This window comes from Microbacterium sp., from assembly GCF_003248605.1.
Taxonomy (GTDB): Bacteria; Actinomycetota; Actinomycetes; order Actinomycetales; family Microbacteriaceae; genus Microbacterium.
Genome location: NZ_QFPF01000081.1, coordinates 1 through 16,718, shown reverse-complemented (window position 1 = coordinate 16,718; position 16,718 = coordinate 1). Strand labels below are relative to the sequence as shown.

General features: G+C 68.4%; 14 protein-coding genes. 5 read left to right on the top strand and 9 right to left on the bottom strand.

Translation table 11 applies throughout. The annotated features are described in order from the left end of the window. The 5 genes from DI573_RS10920 to DI573_RS10900 all read right to left on the bottom strand — a co-directional run. On the bottom strand, nucleotides 1-1,444 hold a 1,444-nt coding region (locus tag DI573_RS10920; RefSeq protein ID WP_292813958.1), incomplete at its 3' end, for a sugar transferase. Between the two features lie 337 nt (nucleotides 1,445-1,781). Next, nucleotides 1,782-2,141, bottom strand: a complete 360-nt coding sequence (locus tag DI573_RS10915; RefSeq protein WP_292813952.1) for a hypothetical protein — start codon at nucleotides 2,139-2,141, stop codon at nucleotides 1,782-1,784. A gap of 219 nt (nucleotides 2,142-2,360) precedes the next feature. After that, nucleotides 2,361-5,513: an endonuclease/exonuclease/phosphatase family protein gene (locus DI573_RS10910; protein ID WP_292813949.1), complete on the bottom strand. Its 3,153-nt coding sequence runs from the start codon at nucleotides 5,511-5,513 to the stop codon at nucleotides 2,361-2,363. 156 nt (nucleotides 5,514-5,669) lie between these two features. Further along, nucleotides 5,670-5,849 (bottom strand): hypothetical protein, encoded by a 180-nt coding sequence (locus tag DI573_RS10905; RefSeq protein ID WP_292813947.1) that lies wholly within the window; start codon nucleotides 5,847-5,849, stop codon nucleotides 5,670-5,672. A gap of 83 nt (nucleotides 5,850-5,932) precedes the next feature. Then, nucleotides 5,933-6,934 carry a LacI family DNA-binding transcriptional regulator gene (locus tag DI573_RS10900; RefSeq protein ID WP_292813944.1) on the bottom strand — a complete coding sequence of 334 codons (1,002 nt, stop codon included), beginning with the start codon at nucleotides 6,932-6,934 and terminating at the stop codon, nucleotides 5,933-5,935. A gap of 273 nt (nucleotides 6,935-7,207) precedes the next feature. Between DI573_RS10900 and DI573_RS10895 the strand changes: the two genes are divergently transcribed. Genes DI573_RS10895 through DI573_RS10875 form a run of 5 tightly spaced genes read left to right on the top strand, consistent with a single transcriptional unit; the run spans nucleotide 7,208 to nucleotide 12,277 of the window. After that, a complete protein-coding gene (locus DI573_RS10895; RefSeq protein ID WP_292813941.1) occupies nucleotides 7,208-8,461 on the top strand; it encodes an ABC transporter substrate-binding protein in 1,254 nt (417 codons plus the stop codon). 20 nt (nucleotides 8,462-8,481) lie between these two features. After that, the gene (locus DI573_RS10890; RefSeq protein WP_292813939.1) at nucleotides 8,482-9,417 is read left to right on the top strand and encodes a sugar ABC transporter permease; all 936 of its coding nucleotides are present in this window, start codon (nucleotides 8,482-8,484) and stop codon (nucleotides 9,415-9,417) included. Next, entirely contained in the window at nucleotides 9,414-10,241 is an 828-nt protein-coding gene (locus DI573_RS10885) for a carbohydrate ABC transporter permease (protein WP_292813936.1), read from the top strand. Before DI573_RS10890 ends, DI573_RS10885 begins: the two co-directional genes overlap by 4 nt. Further along, a complete protein-coding gene (locus DI573_RS10880) occupies nucleotides 10,238-11,233 on the top strand; it encodes an SDR family oxidoreductase (protein ID WP_292813933.1) in 996 nt (331 codons plus the stop codon). The genes DI573_RS10885 and DI573_RS10880 overlap by 4 nt, the downstream gene beginning before the upstream one ends. 24 nt (nucleotides 11,234-11,257) lie before the next feature. After that, the gene (locus DI573_RS10875; RefSeq protein WP_292813931.1) at nucleotides 11,258-12,277 is read left to right on the top strand and encodes an aldo/keto reductase; all 1,020 of its coding nucleotides are present in this window, start codon (nucleotides 11,258-11,260) and stop codon (nucleotides 12,275-12,277) included. Nucleotides 12,278-12,494: 217 nt separating this feature from the next. Here DI573_RS10875 and DI573_RS10870 read toward each other — a convergent pair whose 3' ends face one another. The 4 genes from DI573_RS10870 to DI573_RS10855 all read right to left on the bottom strand — a co-directional run bounded on the left by DI573_RS10870 (nucleotide 12,495) and on the right by DI573_RS10855 (nucleotide 16,576). After that, nucleotides 12,495-13,403, bottom strand: a complete 909-nt coding sequence (locus DI573_RS10870) for an NAD(P)-dependent oxidoreductase (protein ID WP_292813955.1) — start codon at nucleotides 13,401-13,403, stop codon at nucleotides 12,495-12,497. A gap of 29 nt (nucleotides 13,404-13,432) precedes the next feature. Next, nucleotides 13,433-14,548, bottom strand: a complete 1,116-nt coding sequence (locus DI573_RS10865; protein ID WP_292813929.1) for a mandelate racemase/muconate lactonizing enzyme family protein — start codon at nucleotides 14,546-14,548, stop codon at nucleotides 13,433-13,435. Further along, nucleotides 14,545-15,693, bottom strand: coding sequence for a hypothetical protein (locus DI573_RS10860; protein WP_292813927.1), 1,149 nt, complete (start codon nucleotides 15,691-15,693; stop codon nucleotides 14,545-14,547). Before DI573_RS10860 ends, DI573_RS10865 begins: the two co-directional genes overlap by 4 nt. A 94-nt stretch (nucleotides 15,694-15,787) precedes the next feature. Continuing rightward, on the bottom strand, nucleotides 15,788-16,576 hold the full coding sequence (locus DI573_RS10855) for an ABC transporter permease (protein ID WP_292813925.1): 789 nt from the start codon (nucleotides 16,574-16,576) through the stop codon (nucleotides 15,788-15,790). Nucleotides 16,577-16,718 lie beyond the last annotated feature (142 nt).

Below are 16,718 nucleotides of genomic sequence, written 5' to 3'. Positions count from 1 at the left end.
CTGTCTCCCGCGGGGCAAGAGCGGCCTTGGCGGTCTTGCCCAGAATGACAATGTCACCGACCATTGACCAGTTTTCAACATACGAGAGATCGAGCCTCACCGACTCGTCCCACGACAGAGTCGACCGGCCGCTCACCTGCCAAAGGCCCGTTACCCCAGGCTTGACTAGAAACCTTCTGTGCACATGGTCGGCGTATTGCTCGACTTCCGATTCGAGCGGCGGGCGTGGGCCCACGAGCGACATCGAACCTGCCAATACGTTGAGAAGCTGCGGCAGTTCGTCGAGGCTGTACTTGCGCATGAAGCGGCCAACGTGCGTCACGCGCGGATCATTGGTCATCTTGAAAAGGATCTCATTGCCGGCATCTCGCTGCTTTTGAAGCCCGGGAAGTAGCGCCTCGGCGTTCTGCACCATTGAGCGGAACTTGAGCATCTTGAAGGTCGATCCAGCGTACCCGACGCGCGTTTGGCGGAAGAGCACCTCGCCGGGGCTCGTCGTCTTGACGATGATCGCCAGAGCGAAGAGCAGCGGGCTTAGAACGATCAGACCGACGGTGCTGAGGATGAGGTCGGTCGCACGCTTTGCGACGCGCTGGCCCTTGCTGAAGCGCGGGGTCTCGACGTGGATGAGGGGCAGGCCCGAAACCGGGCGCGTGTGGATGCGCGGGCCTGCGATATCCGCGATGCTCGGGGCGAGCACGAGGTGCTGGCGGCCGGCCTCGAGGCTCCACGAGATCTGCTTGACCTTGTCGGGCGGTAGGTCGTCGGTGCTTGTCACGACGACCGTGTCGGCCTGCGTCACCTTCAGTGCCCGGTCGATGGCGTTGACGCTGCCCATGATGGGAATGTCGGTTCCCTCGATCGTTGCGGCGATGCGGCCGGTGGGTACGCAGCAGCCCACTACGGCGTAGCCGGCGCTCCACGAACGCTTGAGCTCTCGCGCGACCTGGGCCACGGAATCCTCGGACCCGACGAGCAGCACTCGGGCGGTGTACTGGCCCTGCGCGCGCTTGACCATGAGCCACTGGCGCCACAGCCAACGCTCGAAGAAGAGGAACAGGATTCCCAGTGGCAGGGAGATGAGCAGGAAGCCGCGGGCCACATCGATCTGGAACAGGAACGCGACGATCGCGATCGCGCCGAACAGCACGAAGCTGGCGTCGAAGATGCGCTTGTACTCCTGCGAACCGTTGCCGATGACGCGGTGGCTGCGGGTGTCGTTGAGAGCGAGAACGGTCATCCACAGCACGATGAGCCCGGTGGAGAAGATCCAGTAGGCGAGGTCGCCGATGAGCGAGTTCTCGCGTGTGACAACGTCGGCGTCGAGACCGAGCCAGGCGAGCTGCGTGCCGAAGACCACCCAGATGAGCACGAGCCCGTCGCTGATCGCGAGAAAGCGGGCGTAGCGGCGGCGCCAGTTCTTCTGCTTCGGGGCGATCTTGATGGGGCCGGTGAGGGATTGGCGGCCCTTGGGGGGTGTGTCGGCGGGGGTTTCGCCCTTCGACGGGCTCAGGGCGCGGTCGTCGGGGAGCTCGATGGGTGCGGTGCGGTGGTAGCGGGGCTCGGGGCCGAAGTCGAGATCGTGTGCGGTGGCGTCGGTGCGCGGAGCCGCGATGGGCTGCGTCTCCGTACCGATGTCTCGTGCGCTCACGTGGCTGGGGGCTTCCGCGTTCTGTGCCTGGGATGCGTCCTGGTATATGAGGACCTTCTCATTCGACGGTAGCACCCGTATATGACGCCGCTGTGAACGCGAGTGGCCTTCGGTGTTCGGAAACGTGTGGTTAGTTCTGATCCTGTTCGGGCGAACGGGGCGGTCTGGGGGGCGCTCTTCGAAGGCGAGCTACGGCGCGACCCACGCGGCCACGCTCAATGCGAGCGCCCACAGTGGTACCCACTTCCACGGTGCCGGGACGACACCGGCGCGTGCGATCTGCGTCGCGGCGATCAGGCTGCGCCAAACGGGAGAACGAGTGCGAGGTAGCCGCTGCGAGCCCGATCGCGAGCGTCGCGACCCCGAGCGCGTAGAGGATGTCGCCCGTCAGACCCAGGATCTGGCCGGCGCCGGGCGTGCCCAGCAGGCTGTAGCGCAGCATCCCGATCACGCCGCACGCGATCAGCCCGATGCCGCCGGTGAACGTCAATCCTCTCGCCCGTGGGTGCGGCCCGCGGCGGGCGCGGCCACCGGCGGTCGTGCTCCGCGGCGCGAGGACTTCGGCGCGGTGCGAGGACTCTTCCGGCGCAGAAGTCCTCGCCTCGCGCCACAGTCCTCGCGCGGGGCGGGTGGGCGTGTTCGGGCCGGGTGTGTCCGGACTCGTATGGATCGGCGCTAACCCGTGCGCTCGGTGCGCGCGGGGCGCGCGTCAGCCCTCGGGCGTGCGCCCGAGCGACAGGTGCACGGTGTATCTTCCCGAGCCCGGTTCGAGTGTGATCGTGCGATCCTCGGCGGGGGAGTCGGGCGGCAGCGGCGCCACGGCGGTGGCATCGGTGTCGTCGCCGACATCCTCGTTCTCGATGATGTGCAGCCGCAGCAGATCGGTGAAGCCGAGATCGCTCGGGCGCCACGGGCCCAGGGGAGCGGCGGTCACGATCTGGGCCTCGCCCGTGTGCATGCGGGTCTCGCTCAACAGGGGCAGGCGGTCGGGCGCGCCGTCGATCGTCGCGATCAGCGAGATCTCGTCGGCGCCGAGCGCGTCGATGCCCGTTTCGTCCTCGCAGATCAGGCGCGGCGAATGCATCGTCGCCTGCACGAAAGTCAGCGGTGACCGAAACGACACCTCGACCGGATCGACGGCGGGATTCGCCCGGTCGATCCGCCACCGCACCGTGCCGCCCTCGGCCGAGCGCACGACGTGCGCGTGCGAGCCACGCCCCCACGTGACGGGCGGTTCGGCGAACGCGTCGTGCGTCAGGGTGAGCGTCACCGGGTTGTCGCTGGTGTTGTGTACCTCGAACGTCCAGTCGACGACCCGGCGCTGCGCCTGCCGGTGCAGCTCGCTCGCAAACCACAGGGTCGACGGCACGGCCGCGGGCCCCAGCATCCGCTCTATCGTGGCGGTATCGACCGACACCGGCCCGCGCTGCGGGTGCACGTGGATCGCCGATGCCGGCGATGTGCCCAGGTGTCGTATGAAGACGATCGCCGAGCTCTCGGCGCCCGGAGCGTCGGGTCTGCGTCGCACGCACACGAAGAACTCGTCGGCGGGCACGGCGTAGGTGCGCACTCTTGTGTGCGCCACACCGTACTCGCGCAGCACGTCGTGCGCGTACTCGATCTCGCGCGTCTCGGTCTCAAAGACCGGGCGCCGCGGCGTGCTCATGTCCTCGGGCACGAATACGTCGTATTCCAGATCGGATGTCGGGGCCACCGACCACGTGCCCCCGCCCTGCACGCGATACCAGCGCAGACGGCCACCCGGCAGATCGAAGGCGTCGCCGTCGAGCGGCAGCTCGACATCGCGCGCCCGGGCGGGGGAGTGATGCGGCGAGGGCTCGTTGATGTCGGCGAACACGCCGATGTGGTCGGAGGCCCCGGGGTACACCAGGCGCATCTGATGCACGACCGCGGGCGCCTGCGAGTCTTCGTTGCGCACCAGCACGTAGTCGAGCCGGCTGTTGCGTTTGTTCGGGGCGTCGATGTTGGTGATGCCCTCGTCGTGCGCATCGTGGCCCGCGCAGGCCATCTCGCTCGCCCACCCGTCGACGAACTCGCGCGTGAAGTAGGCGCCCGGCGTCTCGAAGACCGAGCGCCACTCCGCGGGAAAGGCCCGGTCGCCGATGATGTTGAGATCTCCGCACACGATCGTGTGCAGCTGGTCGGTGGTCGCTCGCGACAGCTCGATCATCGACTCCTCGATCAGCTGCGCGATCGTCCGCAGCTGCGCGGCGCGCACCGGCACGCCCTCGGCGATCGAGTCGTAGCTGGCCTGCGTGTGCGTCGAGAACACCACATAGCTCGTCGACGGGCCCGTCTTGACCCGCACCCGGAGCACCCCCTTGTCGGCCAGCCGGTCGGGACCCTCGGCGTCGTCGCCGAACGAGACGAACTTCGCGTTCTCGAGCGGGTAGCGGCTGAGCACCAGCAGACCGCTGTCCTGCGGAACCGAGAACACTCCCGCCGCCACCTGAGAGAGCACGAACTCCACGAGCGCCGCGACGGCGACCGTGCCCGGCATCCAGAACGCCGCCTGGGCGACGGCGGACGTGACGATACGTTCCTTCTCGGTCGCCGAGAGCTGGCGGGTGGGGCCCGCGACCGGGGTCGCGTGCGGGTACCGGTCGTGCAGTCGCGCGATCAGGTCGACGCGGGCGCGGTGCGAGAACACCTCCTGCAGGCAGACGACATCGTGCGCGGGGCCCGTCGCGAGCAGGTCGCCGATGCGACGCGCGCGGGCCATGATCGCCTCCTCGCTCGCCACCCCCGGCAGGTACATCAGCTTGGTGTTGAACGTGACGAGCCGCAGCCGCGCGGCCGGCTCGGGCTCGGGTGCGGCCCACCAGGCGTGCGTGAAGCGCCCGTCGTTCTCGGGAACGAACGCATCGAGCCGCCGCGGCCCGCGCGCGACAAGACCGATCGGGATGCCGGGGCTCACCCGCCGCGCCAGGATCGAGGATTGCATCCAGGTCGGGGAGGCATCGGCCCACGACACCGAGATCGCCGAGCCCGTCGTGTCGACGAACGCGATGTCGAGCCGGTCGGCGGCTCGGGTGACGGCCGAGATGGGCGCGCCGGGGATGGTTCGTGTGTCGGTGATGTCGTTGCGGGTGTGCCACAGGTTGTTGCTCGCGTGATTCCACCAGGCCGAGACGATGCGCCCGGTGGCGTCGGCGAAGAAGATGTCGAGCTGGTCGGGCCGGCGGGCGACGGCTGTGACCGGGGCGCCGGGTGTTGTGCGCACGGTGGTGATGTCGGTGCGGGTGCGCCACGTGTTGTCGGCCGGGTCGTACCAGGCCGAGACGATGCGTCCGGTGGTGTCGGCGAAGAAGATGTCGATGCTGTGCGGTGTGCGGGCGACGGCGGTGATGGGGGCGCCGGGTGTGGTTCGGATGTCGGTGATGTCGGCGCGGGTGCGCCAGGTGTTGTCGGCCGGGTCGTACCAGTCGGCGAAGAAGATGTCGATGCTGTGCGGTGTGCGGGCGACGGCGGTGATGGGGGCGCCGGGTGTGGTTCGCGTGTCGGTGATGTCGGTGCGGGTGCGCCAGGTGTTGTCGGGAAACCGCGACCACCATGCCGACACGATGCGCCCCGTGGCGTCGGCGACGAAGATGTCGAGCTGGTCGGAGTGTCGCGACACCGCCGCGATGCGCGTGGCTCCCAGCATCCCGGGTGGTGAAAGCGGTTCGTGCAGGCCGTACCCGTCGGCGGGGGTGAACCATGCGGTGCGCACGCGCCCCTCGGCGTCGACGAAGAACATATCGAGGTGGTGCGGGCGGCGCGACACCGCCGAGATCGGTGCGCTGACGGGCCCGATCGGGCGTGGGCGGTCGATCGTGATGAGTGTGCGCTGCCAGTCCAACGACAATCCCCTCGCCCGTGGGTGCGGCCCGCGGCGGGCGCGGGGCGGTCTTATGGTGGCGCCTCGGCGCGGTGCGGCGAAAGCCTGTTGAGAGCTTTCTCATGTGGGCGGGGCTCGGCGCTCCGCGGCGCGAGGACTTTGGCGCGGCGCGAGGACTCATTCGCTGCATGAGTCCGCGCCCCGCGCGAAAGTCCTCGCGCGGATGACGGCGAGGAACCGTGCCTGCCCGGCGCGGTCGTGCGCTCTGAGGTCGCGGATCGCCATGGAATCGAAGACCAGACCGAAGTATTCGGGGCTGAGCGCGAGCCGGTCTGCGCTGATCCCCAGGTCGTACACTCGCGGCTAACCCGTGCACTCGGCGCGTGGGAGCCCGTTCGGAGGACCTCTTCGCCCCTCGTCGCGTGCTCGGGCGCGCTCGCTTACGCTCGACGAGTGCTCGCGCGAACGGTGAGCTCTGTCGGCAGGACGGTGGCGCCGGCCGGGTTCATGCCAACGCCCGAGATCTCCGCGATGAGGCGCCGCGCCGTCGCTGCGCCGATCTCTTCGAAGGGGACGCTGATGGTGCTCAGTTCAAGCAGCGCCGAGGTCTCGTGGCCGTCGAAGCCGATGATGGCCACGTCGCGCCCCGGGATCAAGTCTCGATCGCGCAGGACGCGAAGGGCGCCGTAGGCCATCTCATCGGAGAAGGCGAAGACGGCGGACGGAGGAGCATCGGCGTCGAGGAGCTGCTCCATCGCCCGTGATCCGCCGGCGATCGTGAAGTCGCCGGGCGCGATCAGGTTCGGGTCCGCCTCTCTGCCCGAGCGCGACATCGCGTCGTGAAAGCCTAGATGGCGCTGATACTCCAGCACCGCCGGATCCTGCGCCTCGCGACCGTAGATCACCCCGATGCGCGTGTGACCCAGGTCGAGGAGATGCTCGGTGGCTGTTGCCGCGCTCGCGCGGTCGTCGATCTGCACGTTCGAGCCCCACGGGCCCTGCTCCCCGAACGAGACGACCGGCATGTTCAGCTTGGCGATCTCTTCGACATCGGGGCTGTGCAGCGACAGCGAGAGGACGAGAAACCCGTCGACCCGGCGCGCGAGGCGCTTGCGCGGCGGCACGGGATGAGGATCGCTCGGATCGCCGGTGCAGTAGAGGAGCAGATCCATCTCGGTGCCCCGCATGGCGCTCTCGATGCCCGCCAGCATTCGCTGGAACGCCATCCGATTCACGAACGGCGTGATGACTCCGATGCTGCCGGCCCGACCCGTCGAGAGGGCAGCGGCCGCGGGCGAAGCGACGTAGTTGAGACGATCGGCAACCTGCTGCACGTGCTGCCGGATCGCGGGGTCGACGGTATCGAAACCGCGAAGCGCGCGGGAGACCGTCGCTGTCGACACGCCCGCCACGCGGGCGACGTCTTTGACGGTGACGCTCAACGATCCTCCTCGGTGCTTCCGAGGCTCATCTTATCCGTCGCCTTCGTAGGCGCAAGTAAGCGATTACGCAGCGTATCCAACTCGTTACATCATGACGGGTTCCCTGATTTGGTGCAGTTATCCGGGGTGATCCGAGCGCGCTCTCAAGAAGCCGAGTAATCGGTTACTTGACAGGAGCGGCGAATCTCAGCATCCTGAATCGCGGCGCACAGCATGAGCGCCACCGACCGGTCGGTGCGGCCAGGCCGGAGGAACGGCTCAAAGGAGAGAGAAATGCACACCAAGAAGCGGCTGATCATCACCGCGTCGGCGACGGCGGCCCTGCTGACCGTCCTGACGGCATGTGGCGGTAGCGCGTCCGACGAAGGTGGCGACGACGGCATCGGTCCGATTACGTTCGCGTCCGGCAAGGACCTCACGGGTGCCATGCCCCAGCTGATCGAGATGTGGAACGAGCAGAACCCCGACCAGGAGGTCACGTTCCTTGAGCTGTCGGCATCGCCGGATGACCAGCGCACGTCGTTCGTGCAGGACTTCCAGGCCAAGAGCGGCAACTACGACGTGGTGTGGGGCGACGTGGTCTGGACCTCGGAGTTCGCCGCGTACGGCTGGCTCGAAGAACTCGACCCGGAGAAGGTCGCGGGTCCCGACATCCTGCCCGCCGCCGTCGCATCGGCCACCTACGACGGCAAGGTCTGGGCCGCGCCCTTCATGACGAACGCCGGGCTGCTCTACTACCGGTCCGACCTCATCGAGACGCCGCCCACGACATGGGCGGAGATGGATGCCGCGTGCGAGATCGCGGCCGCGAACGACATGGACTGCTACGCCGGGCAGTTCGCCCAGTACGAGGGCCTGACGGTCAACGTCGCCGAGGCGATCAACTCGGCGGGCGGCGCATTCTTGAGCGAAGACGGCCAGTCGGTCGCCGTCGACTCACCGGAGGCGCGCGAGGGGCTGCAGCACCTGGTCGACATGTTCGAGAGCGGCCAGATCAACGCCGCCGGCATCACCTACCAGGAGCAGGAGAGCGCCAACGCCTTCCTCGACGGCGACGTGATGTTCCTGCGTAACTGGCCCTACGTGTACACGGCGGCCAGCGAAGAGGGCTCGGCGATCGCCGGCAAGTTCGGCATCACCACCCTGCCGGGTCTCGACGGCCCCGGAGTCTCGTCGCTCGGCGGCATCAACCTGGGTGTCTCGGCTTTCTCGAAGAACAAGGAGACCGCCAAGGCGTGGGTCGAGTGGATGCAGTCGGACGAAGCGCAGCGCGTGCTGGTCAGTGTCATGAACCAGGCCTCGGTGCGCAGCGACCTGTACACCGACCCCGAGCTCGTCGAAGTGTCGCCCTACCTGCCCACGCTGCAGGAGTCGCTCGAGAACGCCAACCCCCGCCCCCGCACGCCCAACTACAACGCCGTGAGCCTGGCGATCCAGGAGAACGCCTACGCGGCGCTGCAGGGCTCGATGTCGGTCGATGAGGCCATCACGCAGATGGCGGCCGACCTCGAACAGGCGATTCAGTAAAGCGACCCAGAAGGCGAGTCATGTCGACCTCACTCCGGCCCGCCACACGCGGCCCTCAGAAGAAGTCCCGGCCTGGCCGGGAGAGAGACGGCGGACTCGCCTTCTGGCTCGTCATCCCCTCCATCGTCGTCCTGACCCTGGTGATCGCCTTTCCGGTGATCTCCTCGATCATCCGCTCGCTCTTCGGCGACGGCATCGGCGAGGCGCCCTTCGTGGGTCTCGACAACTACGCGCAGGCGCTCTGGGGCTACAACGCCCCCGACTTCTGGGCGGCCACCGGCGTGACCTATCTGTTCGCCGCCGTGACCATCGTGCTCGAAACGCTCATCGGCCTGGGCATGGCGCTCGTCGCCAACAGAGCGTTCCGCGGCCGCGGGCTCATCCGTGCGAGCGTGCTCATCCCGTGGGCCGTTCCCACGGCCGTGGCCGCTGTGCTCTGGAAGTGGGCCTTCGACCCGCAGGGCATCATCAACGCGCTGATCGGGTCCGACATCATCTGGACGGGCTCGACGATCCCGTCGATGATCGCGATCATCGTGGCCGACACGTGGAAGACCGCACCGTTCATCGCGCTGCTCGTGCTCGCGGGACTGCAGGTCATCCCCGAAGAGGTGTACGAGGCGGCGAAGATCGACGGCGCGGGCGCCTGGAAGCGCTTCGTCTTCATCACGCTGCCGCTCGTGAAGCCCGCGCTGCTCGTGGCAGTGCTCTTCCGCCTCCTCGATGCCCTCCGCATGTACGACCTGCCCGAGATCATGACCAACGGTGCGAACGGAACCGCCACCCTGTCGGTGCTCGTCGTGCAGTCCACCCTGAGCCAGCTCAAACCGGGATACGGGGGCGCGCTCTCGACCCTCACCTTCCTCTTCATCTTCGTGACGGCCTACCTGTTCGTGCGCCTGCTGGGCGTCAACGCGGTCGAGCAGGCCGGCGGCCGGAAAGGCAAGAAGTCATGACCGTTCGCTGGGGCACCGTCGGCACCTACGTCGCGCTCGCCGCCATCACGTTCTTCTGCCTGGCGCCCTTCTACTGGATGCTGGTGACCAGTCTCAAGGGGCCCGACGAGATCTTCGACAACACTTTGTGGCCGATCGTGCCGACACTCGAGAATTACGCCGCCGTGTTCGGCGCGCAGAACACCTTCGTGTTCGCCCTGCGCAACTCGGTCATCATCGCCGGCAGCGTCACGATCATCGCCCTCTTCTTCGGGGTGACCGCCGCATACGCGATCGCACGGCTGGAGTTTCGTGGCAAGAACATCGTGCTGGGGCTCTTTCTTGCGACATCCATGTTTCCCGGCGTCGCCATCCTGACGCCGCTCTTCCAGCTCTTCGCCGACTTCGGATGGATCGACACGTACCAGGCCATGATCATCCCCGACGTGAGCTTCGCGCTCCCGCTCGGCGTCTACATCCTCGTCAGCTTCTTCCGGGCGATGCCCTGGGAGCTCGAGGCCGCGGCGCGCGTCGACGGGTGCACGCGCGGGCAGGCGTTCCGCAAGATCATCCTTCCCCTCGCGGTGCCCGGCGTCTTCACCACGGCGATCCTCGTCTTCATCTCGGCGTGGAACGAGTTCATGATCGCCAACGCGATGTCGCAGACGCCGGCCGCACAACCGGTCACCGTCGCGATCGCGCAGTTCACCGGCATCTCGCAGTACGACAAGCCCTACGGCACGCAGATGGCGGCGGGCGTCATCGTCACGATCCCGCTCATCATCCTCGTGCTCATCTTCCAGCGCCGCATCGTCAGCGGCCTCACCGCAGGAGGCGTCAAATGAGCGTGCTACGGATTCTCGTCGTCGGCGGGACCGGCATCATCAGCGGCGCCGTCGTCGCCGAGGCGGTGGCCTGCGGGCACGACGTGCACACGCTCAGCCGATCGGGTGCGGGCGCCGAAGGCGTGCGAGCCCATCGCGCCGACGTGCGCGACGCAGACTCGGTGGCGCGGGCGCTCGAAGGCCTGCGCTTCGACGTCGTCGTGCAGTTCGTCGCCTTCGAGGAGGCGCATGTGAGGGCCGACATCGCGATGTTCGCCGGTCGCACGAACCAGTACATCTTCATCAGCTCGGCGTCGGCGTATCAGACGCCGCCGAGTCGGCTGCCGGTGACGGAGTCGACCCCCCTGCGCAACCCGCACTGGGAGTACTCGCGCAAGAAGATCGCCTGCGAGGACGCGCTCGTCGAGGCGTATCGGTCGAGCGGATTTCCGGTGACGATCGTGCGCCCCTCGCACACCTACAACCCGACCATGGTGCCCTTCGACGGCGGCTGGACCGTGGTCGAGCGGATGCGCCAAGGGCGGGAGGTGGTCGTACCCGGCGACGGCACGTCGCTCTGGACCATCACCCACCACACCGATTTCGCCCGTGCGTTCGTCGGGCTCTTCGGTCGCGACGAGGCCATCGGCGAGGCCTTCCACATCACCTCCGACGAGGCGCTGACGTGGAACGCGATCTACGGGCACATCGCCCGGGCCGCGGGCGTCGAACCTCGCCTCGTGCATGTGGCCTCGGCATCCATCGCCCTGGCCGACCCCGAATGGGGTGCCGCGCTGCTCGGTGACAAGGCGAACTCGATGGTGTTCGACAACACCAAGATCAAGGCGCTCGTACCCGACTTCGTGTGCCGCGTGCCCTTCGCTCGCGGCGCCGAAGAGATCATCGCGTGGCACGACGCCCACCCAGAGTCGCGCCGCGTCGACCGGCGGATGGATGCTGTCATGGACGCGCTCGTCGACACCTACCGGCCGCGACCGATCGCCGGCTTCTGACCCCCTCTCGAAAGGCTTACGAGAATGAAGTACACCACCCTCGGCCGGTCCGGCCTCGCCGTCTCGACACTCGCGCTCGGCACGATGACGTTCGGTGCGGAGGCCGACGCCGAGCAATCGCACGCGCAGCTCGATGTCTACGTCGATGCGGGCGGGACCGTCATCGAAACCGCAGACGTGTACAGCGGCGGCCGCTCGGAGGAGATCGTCGGCGAGTGGCTGCGGCAGCAGAGCTCGACCTCCCGCGACCGTCTCGTGCTGGCCGGCAAGGGCCGCTTTCCCGTCGACGTCGACCCCCGGGATGCCGGCACCTCGCGCCGCCACCTGCGCCGCGCGCTCGATCGCACGCTCGGCCGCCTGGGCGTGGATCACATCGACCTGTACCAGGTGCACTCGTGGGATCCGGTGACGCCGCTGGAAGAGACGCTCGGGTTCCTCGAAGACGCCGTGCGGGTCGGCAAGATCAGCTACGCGGGCCTGTCGAACTACCTCGGCTGGCAGATCGCGCAGGCGGCGACCATGGCCCGCGGGCGATTCCCGCTCATCTCGATGCAGCCGCAGTACAACCTGCTGGCGCGAGAGGTGGAGTGGGAGATCCTCCCGGCTTGCGAGGCGAACGGCCTCGGCGTGCTGCCGTGGTCACCGCTCGGCGGTGGCTGGCTGGCGGGCAAGTATTCGCAGGATCAGCGGCCGGCCGGAGCGACGCGTCTCGGGGAGGACCCCGAGCGCGGGGTCGAGGCCTACGACCTGCGGTCGTCTCAGGCGCGCACCTGGCGGGTGCTGGATGCTGTGCGTGAGGTCGCGCAGGTGCACGGTCAGTCGATGTCGCGCATCGCGCTCGCGTGGCTGGGCGCACAGCCTGCCGTCAGCTCGGTGATCCTCGGGGCGCGGACCGTGTCGCAGCTCGAGGACAACCTCGGCAGCGCCGACGTCTTGCTCTCGACCGAGGATCTGGCGGCATTGGATGCGGCGAGCGACCCGGAGCCGTCGGCCTGGCCGTACGGCGCCGCGGGACGCGAGCAGCGCAGCCGCGGGCTGGCGTAGGGCTCGGGCGCGGCGCGAGCGTGCGGCTGCGTGCGGCGACCGCGTGGCGCGGCGCGGCGCGGCGCGAGGAGTGTGGCGCGGCGCGAGCGTGCGGCTGCGTGCGGCTACCGCGTGGCGCGGCGCGAGGAGTGTGGCGCGGCGCGAGGACTTTGACGCCGCAGAAGTCCTCACCCCGCGTCATTGTCCTCGCGCCGGTCGCGGGCTCGGGTTTGTGAGGCTAGTTCTGATCCCGTTCGGCAGCGCGGGGTTCGCCGCGCTCGTCGAGGTGGTCGCGCCACGAGCGGGACGGGGCCCAGCCGAACAGGCGTGTCGCCTTCGACGAGTCGATGCCGCTCGCGTCGACGCGGGGAACGGGGCGCAGCTCGACCTCGGGGTGCAGGCGCGCGACACTCGCGAGCAGGTCGCGACCTGCGATGTTGTCGGCCGCGGCGGCGTAGACGACCTCGTGACCCGGGGTCTGGGTGCGCAGGCAGGCGACGACGAGGTCGGCGAGATCGCGCACGTCGATGTAGGCCCAGAACACCGCGCTCGGCAGGTCGGGGTCATCGAAGAAGGGGCGCAGGTTCGCGGCGTAGGTGTCGGGCGTCAGCACCCAGGTCGGGCGGATCGACACGGCGGACGCGTCGGTGCGCGCGACGAACGCGTCGCACAGCATCTCGGTCACGCGCTTGGACAGGCCGTACGCGTCGTGCGCGCGGTCGGGGTGCGTCTCGTCGATCGGGCAGAAGGCGCCGACCATCGGTCGGTGCGCCCAGGTCATGCCCGAGACCGAGTCGCTCGACATGTTGATCAGACGGCGGATGCTGCGAGCCTCCATCGCCTCGATCACGTTCATCGTCGACTGCGTATTGGTCGCGAACACCTCGTGCGCCACGTTCTTGGTCGGCTCGGGGATTCCCGCCGTGTGCACGACGGCGTCGACATCGCGCACGACCGCAAAAGCGGCTCCGGCATCCGTCAGATCCGCCTGCACGTACGGCACGGCGTTGGAGTCGTCGGCGTCGTACACCGGCCTCCCGATATCGGTCCCCCGCACCTCGAACCCCGCGGCGACCAGCGCCGCGACGACGTGCCGGCCGACCTTTCCGCGCGATCCGGTGACGAGCACGCGTTGGACACGGGTCATGTTCACGGCGTCCAGGCTATCCGGGCCGGTCACGCGTCGAGAAAGGCCCGGTGGCCGGCCTCGATCACGTCGGCGTCGACGTCGATGCCGAGGCCGGGCTGCGTCGGCACGGCGACGAAGCCGTCGACGATCGAGGGGATGCCGAACCCGGCGGCCGGCGCGACTCGATCGAGCATCGGCGAGAGGTGGAAGGGGTACTCGATCAGGTCGACGCCCGGCGTCGCGGCGGCCACGAGCGCGTTCGCGGCGAATGTGATCGGGCTGCCGTGCGTGTGCATGACCACGCGCGCGCCGCGCCCCTGCGCCGTCTGCGCCATCAGCTGCGCGCCGGCGAACCCGCCGCAGATCGACGCATCGGGTTGCACGACCGAGATGGCCGCAGCATCCATTGTGTCGAGCATGTGCTCGACGCTGAACAGATGCTCGCCGTAGGCGATGGGCACGGGCGAGGCCGCGGCGATGCGGGCGATCGCGGGCAGGCGCGCGGCCGAGACCGGCTCCTCGAACCAGCTGATGCGGAGGTCTGCCAGGCGCTGAGCCATCTCGAGGGCTTCGGCCACCGAGAACAGCTCGCTGCCATCGACCATGAGGTCGATGTCGGGCAGCTCGGCGCGCAGATCGGTCAGCACGCGCATCGCGGTGCGCCAGTCGGCGCCGATGCGCATCTTGACCATCGACACCCCGCGCTCGAGCAGCGGCTGAAGCAGCTCGAGGTGCCCGTCGACCTCGCGGGATTCGAGAAAGTGACTGTTGCCGGCGTAGACCCGGAGGCGCTCGCTCGCTCGCGAGCCCAGGGGAGCCAGCGACTGCCCGGCCGAGCGCGCCTGCGCGTCGCGGATCGCGATGTCGACGGCACTCATCGACTGGGCGGCCGAATAGCCGAAACCGAGAGTGCGGCCCACGGCCCGCCGCTTCTCGGCGAGCGCGTGCAGAGCCGCGTCGAACGAGAGCCCCGTCGCGACCGGACCCCACACGTCGTCGACGAACCGGGACAGCACGGTGGGGTACGAGATGCCGAAGCTGTCGCAGCTCTCGCCCCACCCCACGACGCCGTCGGTGGTCTCGGCCCGCACGACGAACAGCGACATCTCGGCGTAGTCGGTCGCAAGCCGCAGGGGCATGGCGGTGAGGGAGGCGATGGTCATGAGCTGAAGCTGATGCTCGGGTCGAGGAACTCGTTGGTGTAGATGTCTTCGGCGGTCAGGCCCTCGGCGACGTCGACGCCCGACTCGGCGTAGATCTCGGCGAGGAGCGTCGTCATCCGCTCCATGCGCTCGGCATCGAACGACCCGAAGACGCCGTCGGTGCCGTCGGCGACGAGGCCCTCCTCCTGCATGACACGGTGGATCTCGGCGCCCAACTCGGGGCTGACCTGGAAGAACTGGTCGATCTCGACGAGGTAGTCCGAGATCGCCTGGTTGATCGGCTCGGGGTCCTCCATGTAGTCGAGCTGCGACTGCTGCATGGCGGGAACCAGCTGAGCCAGGCACTCGGACTGGGCCTCGACGACCTCGGGCTTGCCCGACCACGCGGCCGCGTAGATGTCGTAGCCCGAATCGGCGATCAGGAACGAGTCGACGTCGCGCCCGTAGTCGGGAAAGTCGACCTTGAGGCGGTACGGCTCCTGCGTGATGTAGCCCTGCATGACGACCGGCTCGTCGGCGACGAGGCGGGTGACCGAGCCGTCGAACGACCCGTCGACCTGGTCGGCGCGCACATCGCCCTGGGCGATGAGGTAGTCCATGTACGCCGCGCCCTGGAAGTAGAGCACCGTGGCATCGCTCTGCCCGATGTCGGCGAGGTCGTCGAACGAGTACCGCTCGGGATCCCAGAACAGGATCTGCGGGTTGACCTGCAGCGGCGTGTACACGGCCTTCGTGGGCTGGTCGGCCGAGAGCTTGACCGACTCGTCGGTGTCGATCATGGCGAGCATGATCGAGTCGTCCGAGTAGAGCAGGGCCGTGGACTGCTGGAACCCGATGAACGGCCCACCCGAGCGCACCTCGATGGTGATGTTCGGGTCGACGATCGCGGGGCCCGAGTAGATGCCCGCGTCGGGGTCGGTCGTCGCCTCAGCCGGGTCGATGAGGGCGTAGGCGGCGGAGTGCTCCGGCTCCGGAAACCAGTTCGTCTGCAGCACGACCGTGGCCGGGCAGGCGCTGAGCGCTCCGTCACCGCCTGCGGCTGCAGCATCCTGCGCGGTCGGTTCGGTGCCCCCGCAGCCGGTCAGCGCGACCGAGAGGGCCGCGCCGATCGCGGCGGTGGAGACGAGAAGGCGGGTGCGGTTCATGTGATCTCTCCAGGGGTGAATGGTGCGTGTCGGGTGATGCGGGGTGCGCGTGGTGCGTGTGGTGCGGTCCGGGGGTGGGGTGGGGATGCTGCGCTCAGCGGCCGTCGGGCTGGTACCAGCGGCCGATGACCAGGCGCGAGAGCAGCCCGAACAGCCAGAAGACGACGAGCCCGAAGAGCGAGGCCAGGATGATGGCGCCGTACAGCATCTCGCCGTCGAGGCGGTTGCGGTACGTGTCGATCGCGAGACCGATGCCGGAGTTGCCCTGGCGGAAGAAGAAGTCGGCGACGATCGATCCGACCACCGCCATGCCGGCCGAGATGCGCAGCCCCGTGAACAGGGCCGGCAGGGCCGCCGGAAACTGCAGGCGCCAGAGGATGGTCCAGCGGCTGGCGCGCTTGAGGCGGAAGAGGTCCTTCATCTGGGCGTTGGCGGAGTGCAGGCCGAAGAGGGTGTTCGTGATGATCGGAAACAGCGAGATCAGGATCACGACGAGGATGCGGCTGCCGAATCCGTAGCCCAGCGCGAAGGCGATCAGCGGCACGAGGGCGAGGATCGGCACGCTCTGCAGCGCGACGGCGTAGGGGTAGAGCGTCGTCTCGACCCACTTCGCCTGGCTCATCAGGATCGCCGTGGTGATGCCGATCACCGTCGCGATCGCAAGTCCCGTCATCGCGACGATCGCCGTCGTGCCCAGCTGCTCGAGCAGGTCGCCGAGGTTGTCGGGATCGAGGAAGGCGACGACGAGGATCTCGTGCGGCATCGGGAGGATGAAGCGCTTCGAGGGCGCGAGGAGCACGGCGCTCGTGAGGTACCAGAGCGCGAGCACGCCGGTCGCGAAGGCGATGGGCAGCAGGATGGATCTCAGGCGTGCGCGGGTCATGCCATCGCCGCCTTCAGCACGTCGGAGATCTCGGCCGACAGCTCGGCAAACTCGGGGGAGTAGCGCGTGTGCTCGTCGCGATCATCGCCGAACGGCACCGCGAACTCGCCGATGATCCGTCCGGGCGAGGCGCCCATGACGA

Bases quoted from the DNA above. Each gene is read 5' to 3' on its own strand.
- DI573_RS10890 (WP_292813939.1), top strand. From the start codon at position 8,482: ATGTCGACCTCACTCCGGCCCGCCACACGCGGCCCTCAGAAGAAGTCC.
- DI573_RS10855 (WP_292813925.1), bottom strand. From the start codon at position 16,576: ATGACCCGCGCACGCCTGAGATCCATCCTGCTGCCCATCGCCTTCGCG.
- DI573_RS10895 (WP_292813941.1), top strand. From the start codon at position 7,208: ATGCACACCAAGAAGCGGCTGATCATCACCGCGTCGGCGACGGCGGCC.
- DI573_RS10885 (WP_292813936.1), top strand. From the start codon at position 9,414: ATGACCGTTCGCTGGGGCACCGTCGGCACCTACGTCGCGCTCGCCGCC.
- DI573_RS10870 (WP_292813955.1), bottom strand. From the start codon at position 13,403: ATGACCCGTGTCCAACGCGTGCTCGTCACCGGATCGCGCGGAAAGGTC.
- DI573_RS10860 (WP_292813927.1), bottom strand. From the start codon at position 15,693: ATGAACCGCACCCGCCTTCTCGTCTCCACCGCCGCGATCGGCGCGGCC.
- DI573_RS10880 (WP_292813933.1), top strand. From the start codon at position 10,238: ATGAGCGTGCTACGGATTCTCGTCGTCGGCGGGACCGGCATCATCAGC.
- DI573_RS10875 (WP_292813931.1), top strand. From the start codon at position 11,258: ATGAAGTACACCACCCTCGGCCGGTCCGGCCTCGCCGTCTCGACACTC.
- DI573_RS10865 (WP_292813929.1), bottom strand. From the start codon at position 14,548: ATGACCATCGCCTCCCTCACCGCCATGCCCCTGCGGCTTGCGACCGAC.